The organism is Bradyrhizobium sp. ISRA442, assembly GCF_038085055.1.
GTDB lineage: Bacteria > Pseudomonadota > Alphaproteobacteria > Rhizobiales > Xanthobacteraceae > Bradyrhizobium.
This window is the reverse complement of the sequence record NZ_JALGCN010000017.1, coordinates 98,046-116,672: the sequence shown is the minus strand read 5'-3', so window position 1 is coordinate 116,672 and position 18,627 is coordinate 98,046. Positions and strand designations below refer to the sequence as shown.

General features: G+C 64.5%; 21 protein-coding genes. 13 read left to right on the top strand and 8 right to left on the bottom strand.

Annotation, left to right across the window (positions count from 1 at the left end):
• Nucleotides 1–111: 111 nt before the first annotated feature.
• Nucleotides 112–582 (bottom strand): MarR family winged helix-turn-helix transcriptional regulator, encoded by a 471-nt coding sequence (locus tag MTR72_RS29065; protein ID WP_280967821.1) that lies wholly within the window; start codon nt 580–582, stop codon nt 112–114.
• Nucleotides 583–679: 97 nt separating this feature from the next.
• Here MTR72_RS29065 and MTR72_RS29060 point away from each other — a divergent pair, with 97 nt between their 5' ends.
• From MTR72_RS29060 to MTR72_RS29045, 4 genes are all read left to right on the top strand, one after another.
• The gene (locus MTR72_RS29060; protein WP_280967820.1) at nt 680–1,048 is read left to right on the top strand and encodes an antibiotic biosynthesis monooxygenase family protein; all 369 of its coding nucleotides are present in this window, start codon (nt 680–682) and stop codon (nt 1,046–1,048) included.
• Nucleotides 1,049–1,373: 325 nt separating this feature from the next.
• On the top strand, nt 1,374–2,351 hold the full coding sequence (locus MTR72_RS29055; RefSeq protein ID WP_280967819.1) for a tripartite tricarboxylate transporter substrate binding protein: 978 nt from the start codon (nt 1,374–1,376) through the stop codon (nt 2,349–2,351).
• A gap of 150 nt (nt 2,352–2,501) precedes the next feature.
• Nucleotides 2,502–2,987 (top strand): tripartite tricarboxylate transporter TctB family protein, encoded by a 486-nt coding sequence (locus MTR72_RS29050; protein WP_280967818.1) that lies wholly within the window; start codon nt 2,502–2,504, stop codon nt 2,985–2,987.
• A 4-nt stretch (nt 2,988–2,991) separates the two neighbouring features.
• Nucleotides 2,992–4,500: a tripartite tricarboxylate transporter permease gene (locus MTR72_RS29045; protein ID WP_280967817.1), complete on the top strand. Its 1,509-nt coding sequence runs from the start codon at nt 2,992–2,994 to the stop codon at nt 4,498–4,500.
• Between the two features lie 42 nt (nt 4,501–4,542).
• Here MTR72_RS29045 and MTR72_RS29040 read toward each other — a convergent pair whose 3' ends face one another.
• Nucleotides 4,543–6,237: a bifunctional diguanylate cyclase/phosphodiesterase gene (locus MTR72_RS29040; protein ID WP_280967816.1), complete on the bottom strand. Its 1,695-nt coding sequence runs from the start codon at nt 6,235–6,237 to the stop codon at nt 4,543–4,545.
• 222 nt (nt 6,238–6,459) lie between these two features.
• On the opposite strand from MTR72_RS29040, the gene MTR72_RS29035 reads away from it, so the two are divergent.
• A complete protein-coding gene (locus tag MTR72_RS29035) occupies nt 6,460–6,720 on the top strand; it encodes a hypothetical protein (RefSeq protein WP_280967815.1) in 261 nt (86 codons plus the stop codon).
• Between the two features lie 7 nt (nt 6,721–6,727).
• On the opposite strand, the gene MTR72_RS29030 is transcribed toward MTR72_RS29035, so the two are convergent.
• The 3 genes from MTR72_RS29030 to mtgA all read right to left on the bottom strand — a co-directional run bounded on the left by MTR72_RS29030 (nt 6,728) and on the right by mtgA (nt 8,539).
• Nucleotides 6,728–7,360, bottom strand: a complete 633-nt coding sequence (locus MTR72_RS29030; protein ID WP_280967814.1) for a hypothetical protein — start codon at nt 7,358–7,360, stop codon at nt 6,728–6,730.
• Nucleotides 7,361–7,511: 151 nt separating this feature from the next.
• Nucleotides 7,512–7,694, bottom strand: a complete 183-nt coding sequence (gene rpmF, locus MTR72_RS29025; protein ID WP_024509484.1) for a 50S ribosomal protein L32 — start codon at nt 7,692–7,694, stop codon at nt 7,512–7,514.
• 164 nt (nt 7,695–7,858) lie between these two features.
• On the bottom strand, nt 7,859–8,539 hold the full coding sequence (gene mtgA, locus MTR72_RS29020; RefSeq protein ID WP_280967813.1) for a monofunctional biosynthetic peptidoglycan transglycosylase: 681 nt from the start codon (nt 8,537–8,539) through the stop codon (nt 7,859–7,861).
• 161 nt (nt 8,540–8,700) lie between these two features.
• On the opposite strand from mtgA, the gene MTR72_RS29015 reads away from it, so the two are divergent.
• Together MTR72_RS29015 and MTR72_RS29010 are read left to right on the top strand one after the other, a co-directional pair.
• On the top strand, nt 8,701–9,624 hold the full coding sequence (locus MTR72_RS29015) for a polyprenyl synthetase family protein (RefSeq protein ID WP_280967812.1): 924 nt from the start codon (nt 8,701–8,703) through the stop codon (nt 9,622–9,624).
• A gap of 125 nt (nt 9,625–9,749) precedes the next feature.
• Nucleotides 9,750–10,436 carry a DUF1345 domain-containing protein gene (locus tag MTR72_RS29010; RefSeq protein ID WP_341511627.1) on the top strand — a complete coding sequence of 229 codons (687 nt, stop codon included), beginning with the start codon at nt 9,750–9,752 and terminating at the stop codon, nt 10,434–10,436.
• Between the two features lie 38 nt (nt 10,437–10,474).
• Here the strand turns inward: MTR72_RS29010 and MTR72_RS29005 are convergent, their stop codons facing one another.
• Nucleotides 10,475–10,903 (bottom strand): GFA family protein, encoded by a 429-nt coding sequence (locus MTR72_RS29005; RefSeq protein ID WP_280967810.1) that lies wholly within the window; start codon nt 10,901–10,903, stop codon nt 10,475–10,477.
• A gap of 94 nt (nt 10,904–10,997) precedes the next feature.
• Between MTR72_RS29005 and MTR72_RS29000 the strand changes: the two genes are divergently transcribed.
• Together MTR72_RS29000 and recQ are read left to right on the top strand one after the other, a co-directional pair.
• A complete protein-coding gene (locus tag MTR72_RS29000; protein ID WP_280967809.1) occupies nt 10,998–11,372 on the top strand; it encodes a nuclear transport factor 2 family protein in 375 nt (124 codons plus the stop codon).
• A gap of 164 nt (nt 11,373–11,536) precedes the next feature.
• Nucleotides 11,537–13,402, top strand: coding sequence for a DNA helicase RecQ (gene recQ, locus MTR72_RS28995; RefSeq protein WP_280967808.1), 1,866 nt, complete (start codon nt 11,537–11,539; stop codon nt 13,400–13,402).
• A gap of 281 nt (nt 13,403–13,683) precedes the next feature.
• Here the strand turns inward: recQ and MTR72_RS28990 are convergent, their stop codons facing one another.
• Nucleotides 13,684–14,697 carry a 1-aminocyclopropane-1-carboxylate deaminase gene (locus MTR72_RS28990; protein WP_280967807.1) on the bottom strand — a complete coding sequence of 338 codons (1,014 nt, stop codon included), beginning with the start codon at nt 14,695–14,697 and terminating at the stop codon, nt 13,684–13,686.
• Between the two features lie 162 nt (nt 14,698–14,859).
• On the opposite strand from MTR72_RS28990, the gene MTR72_RS28985 reads away from it, so the two are divergent.
• From MTR72_RS28985 to MTR72_RS28975, 3 genes are all read left to right on the top strand, one after another.
• A complete protein-coding gene (locus tag MTR72_RS28985; RefSeq protein ID WP_280967806.1) occupies nt 14,860–15,324 on the top strand; it encodes an Lrp/AsnC family transcriptional regulator in 465 nt (154 codons plus the stop codon).
• Between the two features lie 51 nt (nt 15,325–15,375).
• A complete protein-coding gene (locus MTR72_RS28980) occupies nt 15,376–16,539 on the top strand; it encodes a PLP-dependent cysteine synthase family protein (RefSeq protein ID WP_280971173.1) in 1,164 nt (387 codons plus the stop codon).
• Between the two features lie 110 nt (nt 16,540–16,649).
• Nucleotides 16,650–17,210, top strand: coding sequence for a carboxymuconolactone decarboxylase family protein (locus MTR72_RS28975; protein WP_280967805.1), 561 nt, complete (start codon nt 16,650–16,652; stop codon nt 17,208–17,210).
• Nucleotides 17,211–17,279: 69 nt separating this feature from the next.
• Here the strand turns inward: MTR72_RS28975 and MTR72_RS28970 are convergent, their stop codons facing one another.
• Nucleotides 17,280–18,152 (bottom strand): hypothetical protein, encoded by an 873-nt coding sequence (locus MTR72_RS28970; protein WP_341511632.1) that lies wholly within the window; start codon nt 18,150–18,152, stop codon nt 17,280–17,282.
• A gap of 216 nt (nt 18,153–18,368) precedes the next feature.
• Between MTR72_RS28970 and MTR72_RS28965 the strand changes: the two genes are divergently transcribed.
• Nucleotides 18,369–18,617: a hypothetical protein gene (locus MTR72_RS28965; RefSeq protein WP_280967804.1), complete on the top strand. Its 249-nt coding sequence runs from the start codon at nt 18,369–18,371 to the stop codon at nt 18,615–18,617.
• Nucleotides 18,618–18,627: the final 10 nt, after the last annotated feature.

The window sequence follows — 18,627 nt, the reverse complement described above, 5'->3', positions numbered from 1 at the left end:
TCAGGACACGCCCCCAACCGCATTTTGATACATTCGATTGAGTCGGCGGCGGATTTGAGTCCGAAATGGGCTCGTACGATGTACGCCTCGTGTCCCTGGTGCCTCACTCGCTCATTCGTTCGCTTCACCGGCGTCTTTCAGACCGGCTCGCAGTGCGGTCACGACGCGATGGGCCATTTCGATATCCCTGACCGACAATCCGTTCGCCAGCCCGTTGACCCACGGGACCTGCAAGCGGCTGGCGGCATCGAAGACCTGCCTGCCCTTGTCGGTGAGGACCACGAGCTGCGCCCGGCGGTGATGCGGATTGGTCTCGAACGCGACGAGACCGTCACGCTCGAGATCGTTGACGATGCGCTGCACGTTCTGGCGGTTGGCGCCGAGATTGCGCGCCAGCCAGGCGACCGGCTCGGGCCGCTCGGCATCGACGATTGCCCCCAGAATCTGCCAGCGCGCGCTGGTGAGACCGAGCCCAGCCACCAGCCGGTCGCCGGCGGTCAGAAGCAGGCCGTTGGCCCGGAACAGGTCGAGGATGAAGCCGGTCAGGGCTTCGCCCGCCGGGGTCCGCTTGGTCTTGCTCATTTGTTACGATATTTCCGTATTGACATCATCATGTCAAATACCTATGTCACACATTGTCGAAATGACATGATGATACCAAATTAAACGGAGTAATGTCATGCCCCAGATGCGCCCGCTCGACCCGGCCTTCCCGATCGACCGCCAGCTCGCACTCGACGCCGGCCCCGTGGTGCTGGTCAACCTGTTCACGCTCGATGCGGCCGACGAACAAAGCTTCCTGAAGAGCTGGCAGGACGATGCCGCCTTCATGAAGCAGCAACCGGGCTTCATCTCGACCCAGCTTCACCGCGCCGTCGGCGACAATCCGACCTATCTCAACTACGCGGTCTGGGAATCCAACGCGCATTTCCGCGCGGCCTTCACCCATCCGGAATTCCGCGCGAAGATTTCGGTCTACCCCGCATCCGCCGTCGCGAGCCCGCATCTGTTTCAGAAGGTCGCGGTGCCGAACATCTGCGTGGCGTAGTCACGAACGAATTCAGTTCGGCGCGCCGCGTAAGCGGTTCGCGCGCCCCGGAGGAAAGCAGGCGTGGGGTGGCGCTCCTGAAGTCTGCCTGCCTCGCAGGCGCGTAAACGCGTCGTCTGCCGATCGCGCCCCATGCCAAATTCCGTGTCTCGGCACGCGTCCGAACGACCAATTGTCGCACGCGGCATTTCTGGCGGGATTGCCACCTCAACCGCACGCGCGCGCCGAGCAATGCGCTTTTCTTCTCTCGTGATTTCAGGGACAATCGCGTCACAAGAACGAGAAACGGCGGTCCGAATGAGGCCGCTGCGAGGGAGGAGTTTCGATGTCGCGATACGGGCTGAAGACGATCGCATTTGCCGCCATACATGCTGTCATGGGCGCGTTGCTCGCGACCACAGCCGGTGCACAGGACTATCCCAGCAAACCGATCACGCTGATTGTGCCATGGCCGGCCGGCGGATCGACCGATATCTCGATGCGCGCGATCGCCGACAGCGCCTCGAAAGTATTGGGACAGCCGATCGTGATCGACAACAAGGCCGGTGGCGGCGGGACGGTCGGACCAGCGACCATGGCAGCGGCCGCGAAGCCGGACGGCTACACCATCTCCCAGATTCCGATCACCGTCTTCCGCCTACCCCTGATGCAGGAAGTGTCATGGGATCCGGCGAAGGATTTTAGCTACATCGTTCATCTCACCGGCTACACCTTCGGCGTCACCACCAGTACGGACTCGCAGTTCAAGAGCTGGAAGGACGTGGTGGAGTTCGCCAAGGCCAATCCGGGCAAGGTGACCTACGCGACACCGGGCACCGGCACCTCGCTGCATATCGGCATGGAGCAGATCGCCGCAATGTCCGGAATCAAGCTCACACAGGTCCCCTTCAAAGGCGGCGCGGAGACCAACGCCGCGGTGCTCGGCCAGCACACCATGCTGCAGGCCGATTCCACGGGATGGCGACCGCTGGTCGACGCCGGCAAGCTCCGGCTGTTGATGGTATGGACCGGTTCGCGCTCGCCGAACTATCCCGACGTGCCGACCCTGAAGGAGCTCGGCTATCCCATGGTCTACGATTCCCCGTTTGGCATCGCCGGGCCCAAGGGCATGGACCCGAAAATCGTCGCCAAGCTGCACGACGCCTTTAAGAAAGCGGTAGAGGACCCGGCAGTGGTGGCGACCCTCGCCAAGTACGACATGGTGCCGAACTACAAGAACACTGAGGACTACAAGAAGTTCGTCGTCGAGGTCACGGAGTCCGAGCGCAAGGTCATCGACACGCTCGGGCTTGCGAGGAAGTAAGACCGTGGCGACTGCAAGTGAAGGCGTCATCCTGAGGCGCGAGCCGCACTTGCGGCTCGCCTCGAAGGATGGATCGGGGTACCGCCGCCCCTTCGAGGGCTGCGCTGCGCTCCGCCACCTCAGAACGAAGGCGATCCGAAAGCGCTGCGCATGAATAATGACACCAACGTCAAACTCCGTCTCAGCAATTCCGAACTCTGGGGCGGGCTGATCGGGTTCGCGCTCGGAGGCTTCGTGATCTGGTCGGGTTTGAAGCTCAAGCTCGGCACCATCAACGATCCAGGCTCCGGCTACGTGCTGTTCTATACGGGGATTCTGATGTGCGTGTTCGCAGGCGCGATCATCGTCTCGGCGGTCACCGAGGGCGGGCCGACGCTGGCCTCCCGCTGGGAGAATGTGCGCTGGACCAAGCCGCTTCTGCTGATCGCCTGCCTCGCCGCGTTCTCCTTCGCACTGGAGCCGCTCGGTTTCCTGCTGTCGTCGATCCCGCTGATGCTGCTGCTCTTGCGCGTGATCGATCCCGTGCGCTGGACGCTGGCAGTTCCGATCGCCGTGCTGGTTCCGGTCGGCATGTGGTGGGTGCTCAAGCGCCTGCTGTTGATCCAACTGCCCTCGGGCTTGCTCGGGATCGGTTGACCGCATGGATACGCTCGCCAATGTCGCGCACGGATTCGGCGTCGCGCTGACGGGAATCAACCTTCTCTACTGCTTCATCGGCGTCTTCATCGGCACGCTGGTCGGCGTATTGCCCGGCATCGGGCCGATCTCGGCGATGTCGCTGCTGTTGCCGGTGACGCTATCAGGCACGCCGGAGTCCGGCATCATCATGATGGCCGGCATCTACTACGGCTCGATGTATGGCGGCTCGACGACCTCGATCCTGGTCAACATCCCCGGCGAAGCGGCTTCCGTCGTGACCTGCATCGACGGCCACCAGATGGCGAAGCAGGGGCGCGCGGGCCCTGCGCTGGGCATCTCCGCCTTCGGCTCCTTCATCGCCGGCACATTTGCGCTCGTCGCCCTGATGCTCGTGGCGCCAAAGCTCGCCAGCATCGCGATCGCATTCGGGCCCGCCGAGTATTTCAGCCTGATGGTTCTCGGCCTCGTCGTGCTCACCTTCCTGACGCAAGGCTCGATGCCGAAGGCGCTGTTGATGGCTTGCATCGGCGTCGTGCTCGGGCTGATCGGGCTCGACAGTATCACGGCGCAGCCGCGCCTCACCTTCGGCCGCATGGAACTAATCGACGGCATCGGTCTCGTGCCCGTCGTGATGGGCCTGTTCGGCGTCGCCGAGGTGCTGCTCAACACCGAGCAGGCCATCAAGCGCGACATCATCAACACGAAGATCACTCAGCTTTTGCCTGACAGGGCCGACTGGCAGGCCAGCGCCGGCCCCGTCGCGCGCGGCACGCTCCTTGGCTTCCTGCTCGGCATTTTGCCGGGCGGCGGCGCAGTAGTGGCGTCGTTTGCGTCCTATGCACTGGAGAAGCGGCTGTCGAAATCGCCGGAGCGCTTTGGCCATGGCGCGATCGAGGGCGTCGCAGGTCCGGAGTCCGCCAACAATGCGGCCGCGGGCGGGGCGTTCATTCCGCTGATGACGTTGGGCATCCCGCCGAACGTGGTGATGGCGCTGCTGCTCGGGGCGTTCGTCATTCACGGCCTGCAGCCGGGACCACTGCTCATCACGCAAAACCCAGGTCTGTTCTGGGGCATCGTTGCCAGCATGTATATCGGCAATCTGATGCTGCTGGTGCTCAACCTGCCGATGATCGGCATGTGGGTACAGCTTCTGAAGCTGCCCTACAACATCCTGTTCCCGCTGATCATCCTGTTCACGATCCTCGGCGTCTACTGCTCCAGCAACAACGTGTTCGACGTCTATGTGATGATTGCCTTCGGCGCCATCGGCTACTTCATGCGCAAGCTCGGCTTCGAGCCGGCGCCGCTGGTGCTGGCCTTCGTGCTGGGACCGATGATGGAGAACAACTTGCGCAAGTCGCTGATCCTCTCGCAGGGCGATCTCTGGACCTTCGTGCAGCGGCCGATCTCGGCAGCGTGCCTTGCGCTCGCGCTGGTGCTGCTGATCGCGCCGCTGCTGCCGTCGCTGCGCAAGAAGCGCGAGCTGGTGGCATTGGACGAAGGGGCGTGAGGAGATTTGGAGGGTGGGTCAGGTAACCCACCCCCACGATCCCTACCCCGCCGCAGGTACTGCATTGTTCGGCGGAGCGCCCCATGGTCGCTCGGCTGACGCCAGCCCGATCAGGCGGCCCTGGATGTAGTCGCAGCCCCAGTCACGCAGCATGCTTGCTGCCTCCTCGTCCTGCACCCATTCGGCGACCGTCTTGATGTCGAGGCGGCGGGCGAGGTCGATCAGGGTCTGCACGAAGGCGCGGTCGTCGGCGGAATGGGTGATGTTCTGCACGAAGGCGCCGTCGATCTTGACCATGTCGACGCCGAGCTTGCGCAAATTGCGGAACGAGGTGTAGCCGGCGCCGAAATCGTCGATCGCGATGCGGCTGCCGAAATGCTTCAGGCGCCCGACGAAGGCGCGGACGTCGTCGATGTCCTGGATGGCCACCGTCTCGGTGATCTCGACGATCAGCCGCTCGGCAACGCCGGGATGGGCATGCATCAGCGACTCGATTCCCGCCCACCAGTCCGGATCCATGGTGGTGTCCGGCGAAATGTTGAGGCTGAGCCGGACATCGGGCGAAGCGGCGAGCTCGGCGACCACGAGCTCGAGGACGCGGTGATCGACCAGGCGAATGAGGCCGAGCCGTTCGGCCACCGGCACGATGTCGGGCGCGAGCAGCACCTGGCCGTCGCCCTGGTCCATCCGCACCAGGCATTCGTGGAATGCGTCCTCGCGCGTGCCTGCGGCCACCACCGGCTCGTAGGCGAGCAGGATGCGGCGTTCGTTCAACGCAGTCACGATCTCGTCGGTGACGCGGATATTGACGCGGCGCTGTGCGTCGCGCTCGGCGTTCGGACGCCACGCAGCGAAGGAGCCGGCGCGGCGGCGCTTGGCGGCGTCTAGCGTTTCATGGGCGCGGTTGATTGCCTCATCGGTGCTGCGGGCATAGCGCGGCACGCTGACGGCGCCGATCGAGGCGGTGACGGAGACCGGCCCGGACCTTGTCGGCACAACCTCGTCGCGGATCCCGGCGAGAAAGCGCTCGGCGGCGACGTTCATGTCGTCGATGGTGCAGTTCTTCAGGATCAGGCCGAACTTGTTGCCGGAGAAGCGGCCGAGCACGTCGCCGCCGCGCAGGCGCGCGCGGATGCGCTTGGCGACGTCGAGGATCACGGCATCGGCAACGTCGAAGCCGAAGGCGTCATTGACGCGGGCGAGATGATCGATGCCGAGCAGCATGAAGGCCGAGGTCGAGCGGAAACGGGTCGCCTCCTCGATCGCCTCGGCCAGGGCCGCGATCAGATGGGTACGGTTGAGCTCGCCGGTCAGCGGATCGAGACGGGCCAGCCTCGCCAGTTCCTCGTCGCGGGCGTGGCGCTCATTGTTGATGCAAACGATGCCCTGAGCCCGCACCGGGCGACCGTCGGGGCCGGCGAACCAGCGACCGGTCTCCTCGATCCAGACCACGGGATCGGAGGCGCTCATGCGCACGCCGTATTCGACGCGGTAGGGCGTGCCGTCGGCACCATGCACGGCCGAAGTCTGGGCCAGCGCAGCGGCGCGCAGCGATTGCGCGGGCTCGATCAGCTTGGCGAATTCGGCGCCGATGGCAAGCCGCTCAGTGGGGATGCCGGGAAAGACCGCATCGACATGCTCACTCCAGACAATGGCATCGCTGGCGAGGTCCCAGACGAACACGGCCTGGCCGAGGCCGGCCAGGATTGCGGAGGCTTGCGGCAATGCAGGGGTCAAATTCGCCTCGTTTCGGGACAGCGGGGAGTCCTGAGCCGGCACAGGATAGAGCCAGATTCGCTCTCGACCCTAGGCAAAGTTCATAAACAATTTGGAAACCACGTTCGAAGGCGGGGTCGGAACCAAACCGGTCCGGCCGGCATAGGCCTTGCGAGTACATGACACGCAGCGGCGTCAGCGTCCCGAAACGCGACAGTTCCGCCAGATCAACGGTGATTTGCGATGTTGAGTACTGATCGATCGGATGAGGCAGAAGGCGGCACAGGCACGGCCCTGGTGCCGTTGACACAGACATTGCAGTGGGCACGCAAGGTGCCGCTGCCGCGGCCGGATTCGAGCTTCGTCACCCAGCTCATCGCCAATGCCGAGCACCTGCCCCAGACCAGCCGGCTGCGCCGCGCCTCGCCCGAGGATGCGCGGACGGCCTATGGCAGCAAGTGCCCATTGCCCAGCGTCGGCGCCCGCACGCGGCAGGTGGCTTGAGGGAAAATCAGCGCGGCGGCGTGTCGGAAGGCGGCGTGCCGTTGCCCGGCTGTAAATCCGGCGAGGGGATTTCCGGCGACTGCGTGGCAGGCTTCGGTGCGGGATGATCCTTCAGCACGGACTCGGCGACCGATTGCGCCGAAGGCGCGGGCGGCACCGGCGCAGGCGCCGGCTCGTGCTTCGGCTGGAAGATCTCGTCCGCCGACGCCGGCGGCTCGGCCTGGCGCTTGGCCTTGCGCGGCGTCGTCACGGCCTCGGCAGGAACATAGGTGATGCGGCGGCGCGTGCGCTGGGCGATGCCGCCGAGAAAATCGGCCATCGCGAGCAGCACCAGGAGGAAATAGGTGGAGTTGCCGAATTTCGGCCACATCACGAATTCGGCCGCAGCCGCGCCGAACACGATCAGCGACAGCAGGTGATCCATCAGGAACTTGGCCCCCGGCCGCGCCCCCTTGACCACCTCGAGCAGCAACAGCACCACGCCGAGGGCGAGCAGGAGGTCGGCGAGCGTGACCGGCCAGGCCTCGCCCGTCACCATCGGCACCTTGAACAACACGTCCGTGAACGACACGGTCGGCATCAGGAAGGCGATGATGTTGTAGACCGCGAGCGGAATCAGAAGCAGCGGGAAACCGACCATCGGCAAAATGCCTTCTCGATCAAGACGTCCGGACAGGACAATGCGGCGGCGAAGCATTTGCTCCGCCGCCGTCACCACCTAATGCATCATAGCTCTTGGATAGGCCGAAATCAGGGGCCACGTCGCCGCGCCCAACCGAAAACGCCAGCCTTTAGGACTCTTTCTTCTTCAAGACCTGGCGGCCCTTGTACATGCCGGTCTTGAGGTCGAGATGGTGCGGGCGGCGGAGCTCGCCGGAATCCTTGTCCTCGACATAGGTCGGCTTCTTGAGAGCATCCGCCGAGCGGCGCATGCCACGGCGCGACGGCGAGGTTTTTCTTCTCGGAACGGCCATTATCAATATCCTCTAGGGATTGGTGTTTTCCGGGCATCGTCCGCGAGGGGACGGCTCAGCACCCGCAATACGAGGCGAGCTGAATGCCGATCAAGGCCGCGCTTATAGAGGAAGGCTGGCGGCAAAGCTAGGGTTTTGGACCGGAAAATATGCCCGAAAAGAGCTCAAAATCCGCGATTTTCCCGCCAGCAGGTTGCAAGCGAGCTCGCCTGCCCCCGCGCCATATAGATTGCGGCCAGCCGCCGCATGCCCGGACCGGGGCTTTTGGCACTGCGTTTGACCGGATTCGGCAGAATCGAGGCCAGTAGGGCCGCCTCCCGAGAAGACAGGTTCGCGGCCGATTTGCCGAAGGCATAGGCGCTGCCCGCCTCGACCCCAAACTGGCCCCGCGGGCCGAACTCGGCGATGTTGAGGTAGATTTCCAGGATCCGCGACTTGGGCAGGACGAAGTCGATCCACAGCGCGAGCGGAAACTCCAGCGCCTTGCGCACGAAATCCCGCCCCTGCCAGAGGAACAGGTTCTTGGCCACCTGCTGGGTGATGGTGGAGGCGCCCCGGAACGGCGTACCGTCCTCCTGCGCGTCATCAATTGCCTCGCGCAGCGCGCCCCAGTCGATGCCGCGGTGCCTGCAGAAGTGGGCGTCCTCGGCCGCCACCACCGATCGCGGCAGGTAAGGCGACATCGCCGAAAGATCTATCCATTCCCGGTGCATCGGTGCGCCGCGCAGGGACCGCCAGGCCATCAGCGTCGAAACGGGATGGCCGGCGCGGTAGAACGGCGCAACTGCGTAGGGCGCGAGCAGCGCGATCGCAAGCACCACGATCAGGGTCTTGAGAACGCGCAAAGCAACCTTTCCGGCGCAAAATCAAACGCGGCCACGGGCTCGGCCATTAAGCCTGTGATAATTCTGGCCTTTTCCAGCACTTTTAAGGCCTTCCAAACGATTGACTGAGGCGAGCGCATAAAGGATTGTCCCGCCGATTTTTAGTTCTGGAGCCCTTCTTGATGACCGGCACGTCCCCGTCCGATTTCGCCAAACGTCTGGACAAGACCGCTGATGACACCGAGGCCCTGCTCGGGCGCCTGCTGTCGGACGACATCCTGCCTGATGAAATTGCCCGGCCCAAGCGGCTGATGGACGCAATGCGCTATTCGAGCCTCAACGGCGGCAAGCGCCTGCGGCCGTTCCTGGTGGTCGAGAGCGCCGCGGTGTTCGGCGTGCCGCGCGAGGCCGCCCTGCTCGCCGGCGCCGCGCTGGAATGCATCCACTGCTATTCGCTGATCCATGACGATCTGCCGGCGATGGACAATTCGGATCTGCGCCGCGGCCGGCCCACCCTGCACAAGAAGACCGACGATGCCACCGCGATCCTCGCCGGCGACGGCCTGTTGACGCTCGCCTTCGACATCATCACCCGCGACGAGGTCCATCGCGACGCCACAGTGCGGCTGCTGCTGACGCGTGCGCTGGCGCGCTGCGCCGGCATCGGCGGCATGGTCGGCGGCCAGATGCTCGATCTCGCCGGCGAAGGCCGGTTCGGCGACCGCGAGCCGGTCGATGTCGCGCGTCTGCAGCAGATGAAGACCGGCGCTCTCCTCCGCTACGGCTGCATCGCCGGCGCGATCCTGGGCCAGGCGTCGGAGAAGGAATACCAGGCGCTCGATGATTACGGCCATGCACTCGGTGAAGCCTTCCAGATCGCCGACGACCTGCTCGACGTCGAGGGCGATGCGGCGGCGCTCGGCAAGCCTTCGGGCCAGGACGCAGCGCTCGGCAAGACCACCTTCGTCACTCAGCTCGGCATCGAAGGCGCCAAGCAGCGCGTGCGCGATCTGCTCGCGCGGGCCGACACCGCCGTCTCGATCTTCGGCGACCGCGCCGACGTGCTCCGCGCCGCTGCGCACTTCGTCGCCGAGCGGAAGAACTGACCGAGAGGAACGATCTTTACTTCGCCCCGCTTGCGGGGAGAGGTCGACATTCAAGCACAGCTTGAATGTCGGGTAGTCCGCCGCTGCGGCGACAACGAGAGTCTACCGAAAAGGCCGTAGCCGTCATGGCCACTGACAAGGAAGATCCCGTCCTCGTCCGCTTCCGCCAGATGTCGCGGCCGATGCAACTGCTTTATGCACGGCCGCGGACTTTTATCGCGCTTGGCGTCGGCATCATCGTCGCCCTGCTGTTGCCGGGCTCGCTGCGGCTGGTGACGCGGCTATTGCTCGGCTGGGACGCGCTGATCGCGGCCTATCTCGTGCTGGTCTACGGCATGATGCTGAACAACGACCACCAGCACATCCGCCGGGCCGCCGCGATGCAGGACGACGGCCGTTTCGTGATCCTGCTGGTGACGGCGATCGGCGCGTTTGCAAGCATCGCCGCGATCGTCTCCGAGCTCGGCACGCCGCATCGTGGCGTGTCGGAGCTGACCATCGCAATCACCACCATCGCGCTGAGCTGGGCCGCCGTGCACACGACCTTCGCGCTGCATTACGCTCATGATTACTACCGTCACCCGCCGGGCGGCCTGCAATTCCCGAGCGGCGAGAGGGAAGATCACGCCGACTATTGGGACTTCGTCTATTTCTCCTTCGTGATCGGCATGACCGCGCAGGTCTCCGACGTCGGCATCACCGACAAGACCATCCGCCGCACCGCCACCGCGCACGGCATCGTCTCCTTCATCTACAACACGGCGCTGCTGGCGCTGACGGTCAACATCGCAGCGAGCGCGATCGCGACGTAGGCTGTTTCCTCAGGCGCGACGTGAACTGTGGCCTCGCCTCAGCCATCCGCGATGTGCCCGCGATATTGCGGCAGATTGTCCGTGATCTCGTACCAGGGCGCCTTGGAGCCGACGAAAATATGGGCGCTCGGCCGGATCGAGGGAGCGTCGACCAGGGTTCCCAGGGCGACATGGACCCATTTTCCTTCGCGAACCCGGGAATAAAGCAGCGAGCAGCAGCGGGCGCAGTGCGCATCATGGGTGGTCTCGTCCCCGAAGATGAGGCGCTGGTCCGCGCCCGCGACGATACGGAGCTTGGCCTGCTCGATCCCGGCGAACGGCTTGAAGGCTGAGCCGGTGGTGCGGCGGCAGTTCGAACAGTGGCAGTTCAGCGCGTAGGAGAATTCGTCCGCCACCTCAAAGCGGACTGCGCGGCAGAAGCATTCGCCGGCAAGGATGGAGGCGTTCGACTTTTCTGATCCGGTCATGACAATGCTCTCGCGCAAGCGGCGATAACACCCATAGCGCAATTCGGCGGGCGTGACTAAATTCTCGCGGAGCAAACATTCGGGAGGATGAGCCATGAGCCAGAACCGTGCGAGTGTCGAGGCCGTCGTGCAGACCTATTTTGACGGGCTTTACGAAGGCGATGCCGAGAAGCTCGGCGCCATCTTCCATCCCTCCGCCGACCTGCGCTGGGTCGAGAAGGGCGAGCTTCAGGTGCTCACCGTGCCGGACTGGCTCGACCGCGTGCGCAAGCGGGCTTCCGCCAAGGCCGAAGGCAAGCCGCGCGAGGATTTCATCGTCACCATCGATCGTTCGGATGACAAGACCGCCTTCATCAAGGTCAGGTGCCAGTTGCCGCCGCGCTATTTCACCGACTATCTGGTCGCAATGAAACTCAGCGACGGCTGGCAGATCGTATCGAAATCCTACCGGTATGACCTGAAGGACTGACGAGGGAACGGCTGGGCCCGACCGCACTTTGCGGACGGGACTCGGAACGCTCCGTCCACGCCGCAAGCAAAGAGCTGTCGCGGCCGCCTCAAAAACCTTGTCACGACAGCGCGGCCATGCCACTGGCGGAGACGGAATCGTCACCACCCTGCTCCTGCTCGCCAATGTCCGCGCCCTCCATCGCCCCATTGCCCGCATCCGGCGACGGCCGCGATGCACTGTCGGTGCTGCATTCGGTGTTCGGCCTGCCCGGCTTCCGCGGCGCACAGGGCGAGATCATCCGGCATGTCACCGATGGCGGCAATTGCCTGGTCCTGATGCCGACCGGCGGCGGCAAGTCGCTGTGCTATCAGCTCCCCTCGCTGCTGCGCGAAGGCTGCGGCATCGTGGTGTCGCCTTTGATCGCACTGATGCGCGACCAGGTCGCGGGCCTGATCGAAGCGGGCGTCAACGCCGCCGCGCTGAACTCGTCGCTGACGCCGCAGGAGGCGTCCGAAGTCGAGCGCCGCCTGATCGCGGGCGATCTCGACCTGCTCTATGTCGCGCCGGAACGCCTCGTCACGCCGCGCTGCCTGTCGCTGCTGGCGCAAGCGAAGGTGGCGCTGTTTGCGATCGACGAAGCGCATTGCGTCTCGCAATGGGGGCATGACTTCCGGCCCGAATATGTCGCCCTCTCTGTCATCGCTGTGCGCTTTCCCGACGTGCCGCGCATCGCGCTGACCGCGACCGCGGACGAGTTGACGCGCAAGGAGATCGTCGAGCGGCTCCAGCTTGTGGGCAGCCCGCAATTCGTCTCCAGCTTCGACCGGCCGAACATCCGCTACGAGATCGTCGACAAGCGCAATTCGGTGTCGCAGCTCAAGGAGTTCATTCGCGAGCGCCATATGGGCGATGCCGGCGTGGTCTATTGCCTGTCCCGCAATCGGGTCGAGGAGGTTGCCGCGGCGCTGGAAGACGCCGGCATTCCGGCGCTGCCCTACCACGCCGGTCTCGACAGCAGCGTGCGCTCGCGCAACCAGGACCGCTTCCTCAACGAGGACGGCATCGTGATCGTCGCAACCATCGCCTTCGGCATGGGCATCGACAAGCCCGATGTGCGCTTCGTCGCCCATCTCGATCTGCCCAAGAGCATCGAGGCCTATTACCAGGAGACCGGGCGCGCCGGCCGCGACGGCAAGCCGTCCGCCGCTTGGATGGCCTATGGCCTCTCGGACATCGTGCAGCAGCGCCGCATGATCGACGAATCAGGCGCGTCCGACGATTTCAAGCGGGTCTCGATCGGCAAGCTTGACGCGTTGGTTGGCCTTGCCGAAACGCCGCATTGCCGGCGCCGGCGGCTGCTCGCCTATTTCGGCGAGGTCGTGATGACCGAGAGCTGCGGCAATTGCGACAACTGCCTGACACCACCGAAAATGCGCGACGGCAAGGTGCTGGCGCAAAAACTGCTGTCCTGCGTCTACCGCACCGGCCAGCGTTTCGGCGCGATGCATCTGATCGACGTGCTGGTGGGACGGCTGACCGAGAAGGTGAATCAGTTCGGCCACGACAAGCTCTCGGTGTTCGGCGTCGGGCGCGAGCTCAACGAGAAGCAGTGGCGCACCGTGCTGCGGCAACTGGTGGCGATGGGGCATTTGCAGAGCGACAGCGAGGCTTTTGGCGCGCTGAAGCTGACGGACTCCTCACGCAGCGTCCTGCGCGGCGAGGCCGAGGTGTGGCTGCGCGAGGAGGCGCCCGGCACTCGCGTCCGCGCCAGCCGCGCCAAATCCCGCCGCGGCGATCTCGCCCCTGCGGCAAACGCACCCCAGGGCGATGTCGATCCCGAATTGCGCGCACGCTTGCGCGCCTGGCGCTCGGACGTCGCGCGCGAGCGCGGCGTGCCCGCCTATGTGGTGCTGCACGATGCCACCATCGACGGCATCGTGCGGGCCTGGCCGACCACGCTCGACGAATTGCGCAACGTCCCTGGCATCGGCGACAAGAAGCTCGAGCACTACGGGGAGGAGCTGCTGCGGCTGGTCAGGACTCGGTAGGGCAGCGGCGCAGCCCGCCAATCCCACGCGATAGACGGCGGCGCGGACCGTAGTTGGCGCGCCCTACTCCCTCCACACACGTCGGACAGCGCGTAGCGCTGTCCCCGTAGCGGAGCGCAGATCCGGGATCCATACCGCGTGATCTATCTTAGGGCACGCGCGACGACGTTCTTCGCCAAACTACTCCCTGGGGTTATGGGTCCCGGCCCCCGTGCGCAGTTGCGCACTAGGCCGGGACGACAGGGTGACGCGGCGCCAGTCGCACCCGCATCACCCAAGCCTCACCCGTTCCGGAACGCATAAGCGTAGCCGTTGAGCGCGGGGGCGCCGCCGAGGTGCGCATAGAGTATCTTTGCGCCCTTCTCGAAATAGCCCTTCTTCGCAAGATCGATCAGGCCCTGCATCGATTTGCCCTCGTAGACGGGATCGGTGATCATGCCTTCGAGCCGCGCGGTGAGGCGGATCGCCTCCTTGGTCTCCTCCGACGGCACGCCATAGGCGGGATAGGCGTAATCCTCGATCAGCACGACGTCATCCGCGACGAGGTCCTTGCCGAGCTCGACGAGCTTCGCCGTGTTCTGCGCGATCGAGAGCACCTGCGCCTTGGTTTGTGCCGGCGTGAAGGAGGCATCGATGCCGATGACTTTTCGCGCGCGACCATCGGCGGCGAAGCCCACCAGCATGCCGGCATGGGTCGAGCCGGTGACGGTGCAGACGATGATGTAGTCGAACTTGAAGCCGAGCTCCTGCTCCTGCTTGCGCACCTCCTCGGCGAAGCCGACATAGCCGAGCCCGCCGAACTTGTGCACGGAGGCGCCGGCAGGAATCGCGTAGGGCTTGCCGCCGGCCGCCTTCACCTCCTCGATCGCCTGCTCCCAGCTCTTGCGGATGCCGATGTCGAAGCCGTCATCGACCAGGCGCACGTCGGCGCCCATGATGCGCGAAAGCATGATGTTGCCGACGCGATCATAGACCGCGTCCTCGTGCGGCACCCAGGCTTCCTGCACGAGGCGGCACTTCATGCCGACCTTGGCCGCCACGGCGGCCACCATGCGGGTGTGGTTGGACTGCACGCCGCCGATCGACACCAGCGTGTCGGCGTTGGAGGCGATCGCATCGGGGATGATGTATTCGAGCTTGCGCAGCTTGTTGCCGCCATAGGCAAGACCGGAATTGCAGTCCTCGCGCTTGGCATAGATCTCGACCTGACCGCCGAGATGCTTGGACAAGCGCTCCAGCTTCTCTATGGGTGTCGGGCCGAAGGTCAGCGGATAGCGCGCGAATTTTTCCAGCATCGTAAAGTCATCCCGATTGGCGTTGAGCTGGCCGCAGCGACTAGCATCTGGCCCCGCAAATGTGCTCTCAAAAGCAAGGCAGGATTGACGCAATCCTTGCGCCTTGGTGGGCAAGTCTTCTAATTTCTTTCGTCAGAATGATATTTTACGAAAGCTTCTTCCATGCCTGCCCGACTCGACCGTATCGATCTCAAGATATTGCGATTGCTGCAGAATAACGGCCGGCTGAGCAACGCGGAGCTGGCCGAAACTGTCGCGATCAGCCCGGCGACCTGTCACCGCCGCACCCAGCGCCTGTTCGAGGACGGTTTTATTGCCGCCGTCCGCGCCATGGTCGCGCCGAAGAAGGTCGCCAAGGGCACGCTGGTCATGGTCGGCGTCGTGCTCGACCGCTCGACGCCGGAGAGTTTTGCGACGTTCGAGCAGGCGATCGCCAAGCTGAAATTCGTGCTCGACTGTCACCTCGTCGCCGGCGATTTCGATTACTTCCTTAAGATCCGTGTCGGCGACATGGAGGATTTCAACCGCATCCACGGCGAGCAGCTCATCGCACTGCCAGGCGTCCGCCAGACCCGCACCTTCTTCGTGATGAAGGAGGTGGTCGACAACGCGCCGCTGGAGTTTTGAGCGGAAGCTATTGATGCGCGATAGGCATCATGACAGATTCTGCCAATGCCGATGCAACCACTCCCCTTCCGCCAGCAAAATCCGATCGCACCGGCCTACCGTCGAGGCTGGGTGGATGAGGCGGTTGCCGCGATCGAGGCGGACCAGTGCCGCACCGCCGACACCCATCTGATCCGGCTGATCGTGCCGGCGCTCGCCGGGATAGACATCTATCTGAAGGACGAATCCACGCACCCGACCGGCAGCCTGAAGCATCGTCTGGCCCGCTCGCTGTTTCTCTATGCACTGTGCAACGGGCATATCCGCGAGGGCACGCCGGTCATCGAAGCCTCATCGGGATCGACCGCGGTGTCGGAGGCCTATTTCGCGCAGATGATCGGCGTGCCCTTCTACGCCGTGATGCCGCGCACGACCTCGGCGGAGAAGATCGCCGCAATCGAGCACTATGGCGGCAACTGCCATCTGATCGATGATGGCCGCACGCTCTATGCGGAAGCCGCCGCGCTCGCCGCGCGCCTGAACGGCCACTACATGGACCAGTTCACGTTTGCCGAGCGCGCCACCGATTGGCGCGGCAACAACAACATCGCCGAATCCATTTTCACGCAATTGAAGGGCGAGCCGCGACCGATTCCGGACTGGATCGTGATGGGCGCGGGCACCGGCGGCACCTCCGCGACGATTGGGCGATACTTACGCTATCGCCAGTATCCGACGCGGCTCTGCGTCGTCGACGTCGAGCATTCCGCCTTCTTCGATTGCTTCCGCACGCAGGACCGCACGCAAGTTTGCGAGCGCCCCTCCCTGATTGAAGGCGTTGGCCGCCCGCGTTGCGAGCCGTCGTTCGTCCCGGGCGTGGTCGACCGCATGATGAAGATCCCGGATGCGGCGACGATCGCGGCGATGAACGTGCTGTCGCGGCGGCTGCGGCGGGCTGTCGGCGGATCCACAGGCACCAATTTCCTGGCGCTGTGCCGGCTCGCATCGGAGATGCGAAAGACGAATGTGACGGGATCGCTGGTGACGCTGATCTGCGATTCCGGCGAACGTTATCGCCAGACCTATTACGAACCCGCCTGGTTGAACGCGCGCGGTCTCGACCCCGCGCCCGTTGAGGCCGCCTTGTCGTCGTTCCTGGCAACAGGCGATCCGCTGACGCTCGCCGTCGATGACGTCGCCAATCCGCAGAGCGCACGAAGCCCCGAGGCATCATAGCCGACGCCCTCGGACGGTCACCGCTCCGGAGCTCGATGTCACGGCAACTTCACTTGCCTTCACCGCGCCCGCGGGCGAGCCTCGCTCCTTCTCAACGAGGAGATCCCGCCGTGCGCCTGCCCATTCTCGATCCGAAAGAGCTGAGTAGCGAACAGAAGCCGCTCTATGACGACATGCGAGCGGGCATCAAGGACCACTTCAAGGGCTTTGTGAACATGCGCGAGGATGGCGCGCTGCTCGGGCCCTGGAATCCCTGGATCCGTGAGCCGCGTTTCGGCAAGCCGGTGTGGGAGCTGGTCAAGGCGGTCGCGGCGAACCCGCTGTTGCCGGCTCCGGTGCGCGAGGTCGCGATCCTCGTTACCGGTTCGCATTTCCGCTCCGGCTACGAGCTTTATGCCCATGTGCTTGTTGCCGAGCAGCGCGGCCTCTCCGATGAGAAGCTGGGCACCATCGTCGCCGGGCAGCGGCCGGTTGACCTCACCAAGCAGGAGGCGGTCGCCTACGACATGGCCTCCGCGCTGGTGAGCGGCGGCGTGCTGCCGGAATTAACCTGGCGCGCGGCGGTGAAGGAGTTCGGCGAGCACGGCGCGGCCGAACTGTCCTATCTCGTCGGCATCTACTGCATGGTCTCTGTGACGCTGAACACGTTCGACGTCCCGGTACCGGAGTAGAACTGCTCGCGCGATCACTCCGCTGCCTTGTTTGCAGGCGCGGGAGGCAGCCAGCCGCCATGCCTGCAGTCAGTTGCGCACGGCATAGAGCGGCGTGCGCAGCGTCACCTGGTAAGACGGCTTCGGCAGCCACGCAATCTGCGCGGTGATGCCGAACAGGCGGTTGTCGTTGTCATCCATGCGGTCGAGGTCGAGCCGCAGGATCGGTTGGGTGAAGGACTGCGCCAGCGTCTGATTGAGAAGCCGCGCGCCACCGAATGACTGCACGCCGAGGCGTCCCGTGAACTTCCAGTTGCTCGGCCATTGATAATAGCCGCCGGCATAAAGGATCGTGTACGGCCTTATGCTGGCGAACTGGCTGGCGATGTCGATGTAGGTGTATTGCACGCCGGCAAGCCAGCCCCTCGTCTCGTCCTCATCCAGCGCGTAGTCGAGTTCCAGGATGTTATTGAACGATGTCGTCATGCCCGGCTCGTTCGGCACCGACTGCGTCAGGGTGGATTGCAGCTTGATCGTCGGGATCTGCCCGCCGTTCTGCTGATAGAGCTCGGCGTACATGCCGATGTTCCAGCTCGTGACGTCGAATGATGACCAGCCGCCGCCGAAATCGATCGTTGAGCCGGACACGCCGCCGTAGAGCGACACGCTATCGCTGACGTCGACGGTCAGCGGCAGATCGACGGCAATCGATTTCGCGGCCGGCAGGCCGTTCGGCAGCGCAGTGCGGCCGCGCGCCGCCAACGCCTCGAGCGCCGCCGACAGCGACGTGTTGCCGAAGCCGAGCCCGAGCGCTCCCGCCGGGATCGTCGCATAGGTCGTGCGCAGATCGAGATAAATGTTAGGAACGGCCGGCTCGGTGGCGGCGTCATCTTCGGTGTCGGCGGCAAAGGCGGCGCCGGCCGACATCATTAGACAGAGCAGCCCCGCCGCGGGAGCCCCCAAAGCCGGGCGGAACGTTTGACTGCGGATGAACACGTGACAATCCGACGCGGGAAGCGCTGTGATGACGGAACCGCTGCTAGATGGAACGTGATCGTCACGATGGTCAAGCGGCATCCGCAACCGATGGACTGTACGAACGTGCACGGCTACCCTGCCGTGCTCGCAGCGACACATCCGCCCGCCCGAGTGCAGGCCGGACAACGGAGGACGACAGCCATGAAGACGTCACGCCGCATCTTGCTGGCCGGAATGGCCGGGCTCGCCGTGGCACCTCGCGCAGCACCGGCCTTTGCATCGACGGTCGCCGACGACGGCGCGACGGTGGCCGAAGAGCGCTTTGCGCGGATGATCGCAGCGGCACATGCGCCCGATCTCACCTGCCTGCAACAGGCCGAACGTTACGCTGACGTGCATTGGCGGGAGTATGTTGCGGCGGCGAGAGCAGTGCTCGAGGCAAGAGTGTGATGCTCTTTGG

Excerpts from the sequence above, each read along its gene's own strand:
- MTR72_RS29015 (WP_280967812.1), top strand. The coding sequence starts at position 8,701 with ATGACCGGCACGTCCCCGTCCGATTTCGCCAAACGTCTGGACAAGACC.
- MTR72_RS29050 (WP_280967818.1), top strand. The coding sequence starts at position 2,502 with ATGAATAATGACACCAACGTCAAACTCCGTCTCAGCAATTCCGAACTC.
- MTR72_RS29035 (WP_280967815.1), top strand. The coding sequence starts at position 6,460 with ATGTTGAGTACTGATCGATCGGATGAGGCAGAAGGCGGCACAGGCACG.
- MTR72_RS28980 (WP_280971173.1), top strand. The coding sequence starts at position 15,376 with ATGCAACCACTCCCCTTCCGCCAGCAAAATCCGATCGCACCGGCCTAC.
- MTR72_RS29000 (WP_280967809.1), top strand. The coding sequence starts at position 10,998 with ATGAGCCAGAACCGTGCGAGTGTCGAGGCCGTCGTGCAGACCTATTTT.
- MTR72_RS28990 (WP_280967807.1), bottom strand. The coding sequence starts at position 14,697 with ATGCTGGAAAAATTCGCGCGCTATCCGCTGACCTTCGGCCCGACACCC.
- MTR72_RS29055 (WP_280967819.1), top strand. The coding sequence starts at position 1,374 with ATGTCGCGATACGGGCTGAAGACGATCGCATTTGCCGCCATACATGCT.
- MTR72_RS28965 (WP_280967804.1), top strand. The coding sequence starts at position 18,369 with ATGAAGACGTCACGCCGCATCTTGCTGGCCGGAATGGCCGGGCTCGCC.
- rpmF (WP_024509484.1), bottom strand. The coding sequence starts at position 7,694 with ATGGCCGTTCCGAGAAGAAAAACCTCGCCGTCGCGCCGTGGCATGCGC.
- MTR72_RS29010 (WP_341511627.1), top strand. The coding sequence starts at position 9,750 with ATGGCCACTGACAAGGAAGATCCCGTCCTCGTCCGCTTCCGCCAGATG.
- MTR72_RS29045 (WP_280967817.1), top strand. The coding sequence starts at position 2,992 with ATGGATACGCTCGCCAATGTCGCGCACGGATTCGGCGTCGCGCTGACG.
- recQ (WP_280967808.1), top strand. The coding sequence starts at position 11,537 with ATGTCCGCGCCCTCCATCGCCCCATTGCCCGCATCCGGCGACGGCCGC.
- MTR72_RS29005 (WP_280967810.1), bottom strand. The coding sequence starts at position 10,903 with ATGACCGGATCAGAAAAGTCGAACGCCTCCATCCTTGCCGGCGAATGC.
- MTR72_RS28985 (WP_280967806.1), top strand. The coding sequence starts at position 14,860 with ATGCCTGCCCGACTCGACCGTATCGATCTCAAGATATTGCGATTGCTG.
- MTR72_RS29060 (WP_280967820.1), top strand. The coding sequence starts at position 680 with ATGCCCCAGATGCGCCCGCTCGACCCGGCCTTCCCGATCGACCGCCAG.
- MTR72_RS29030 (WP_280967814.1), bottom strand. The coding sequence starts at position 7,360 with ATGGTCGGTTTCCCGCTGCTTCTGATTCCGCTCGCGGTCTACAACATC.
- MTR72_RS29065 (WP_280967821.1), bottom strand. The coding sequence starts at position 582 with ATGAGCAAGACCAAGCGGACCCCGGCGGGCGAAGCCCTGACCGGCTTC.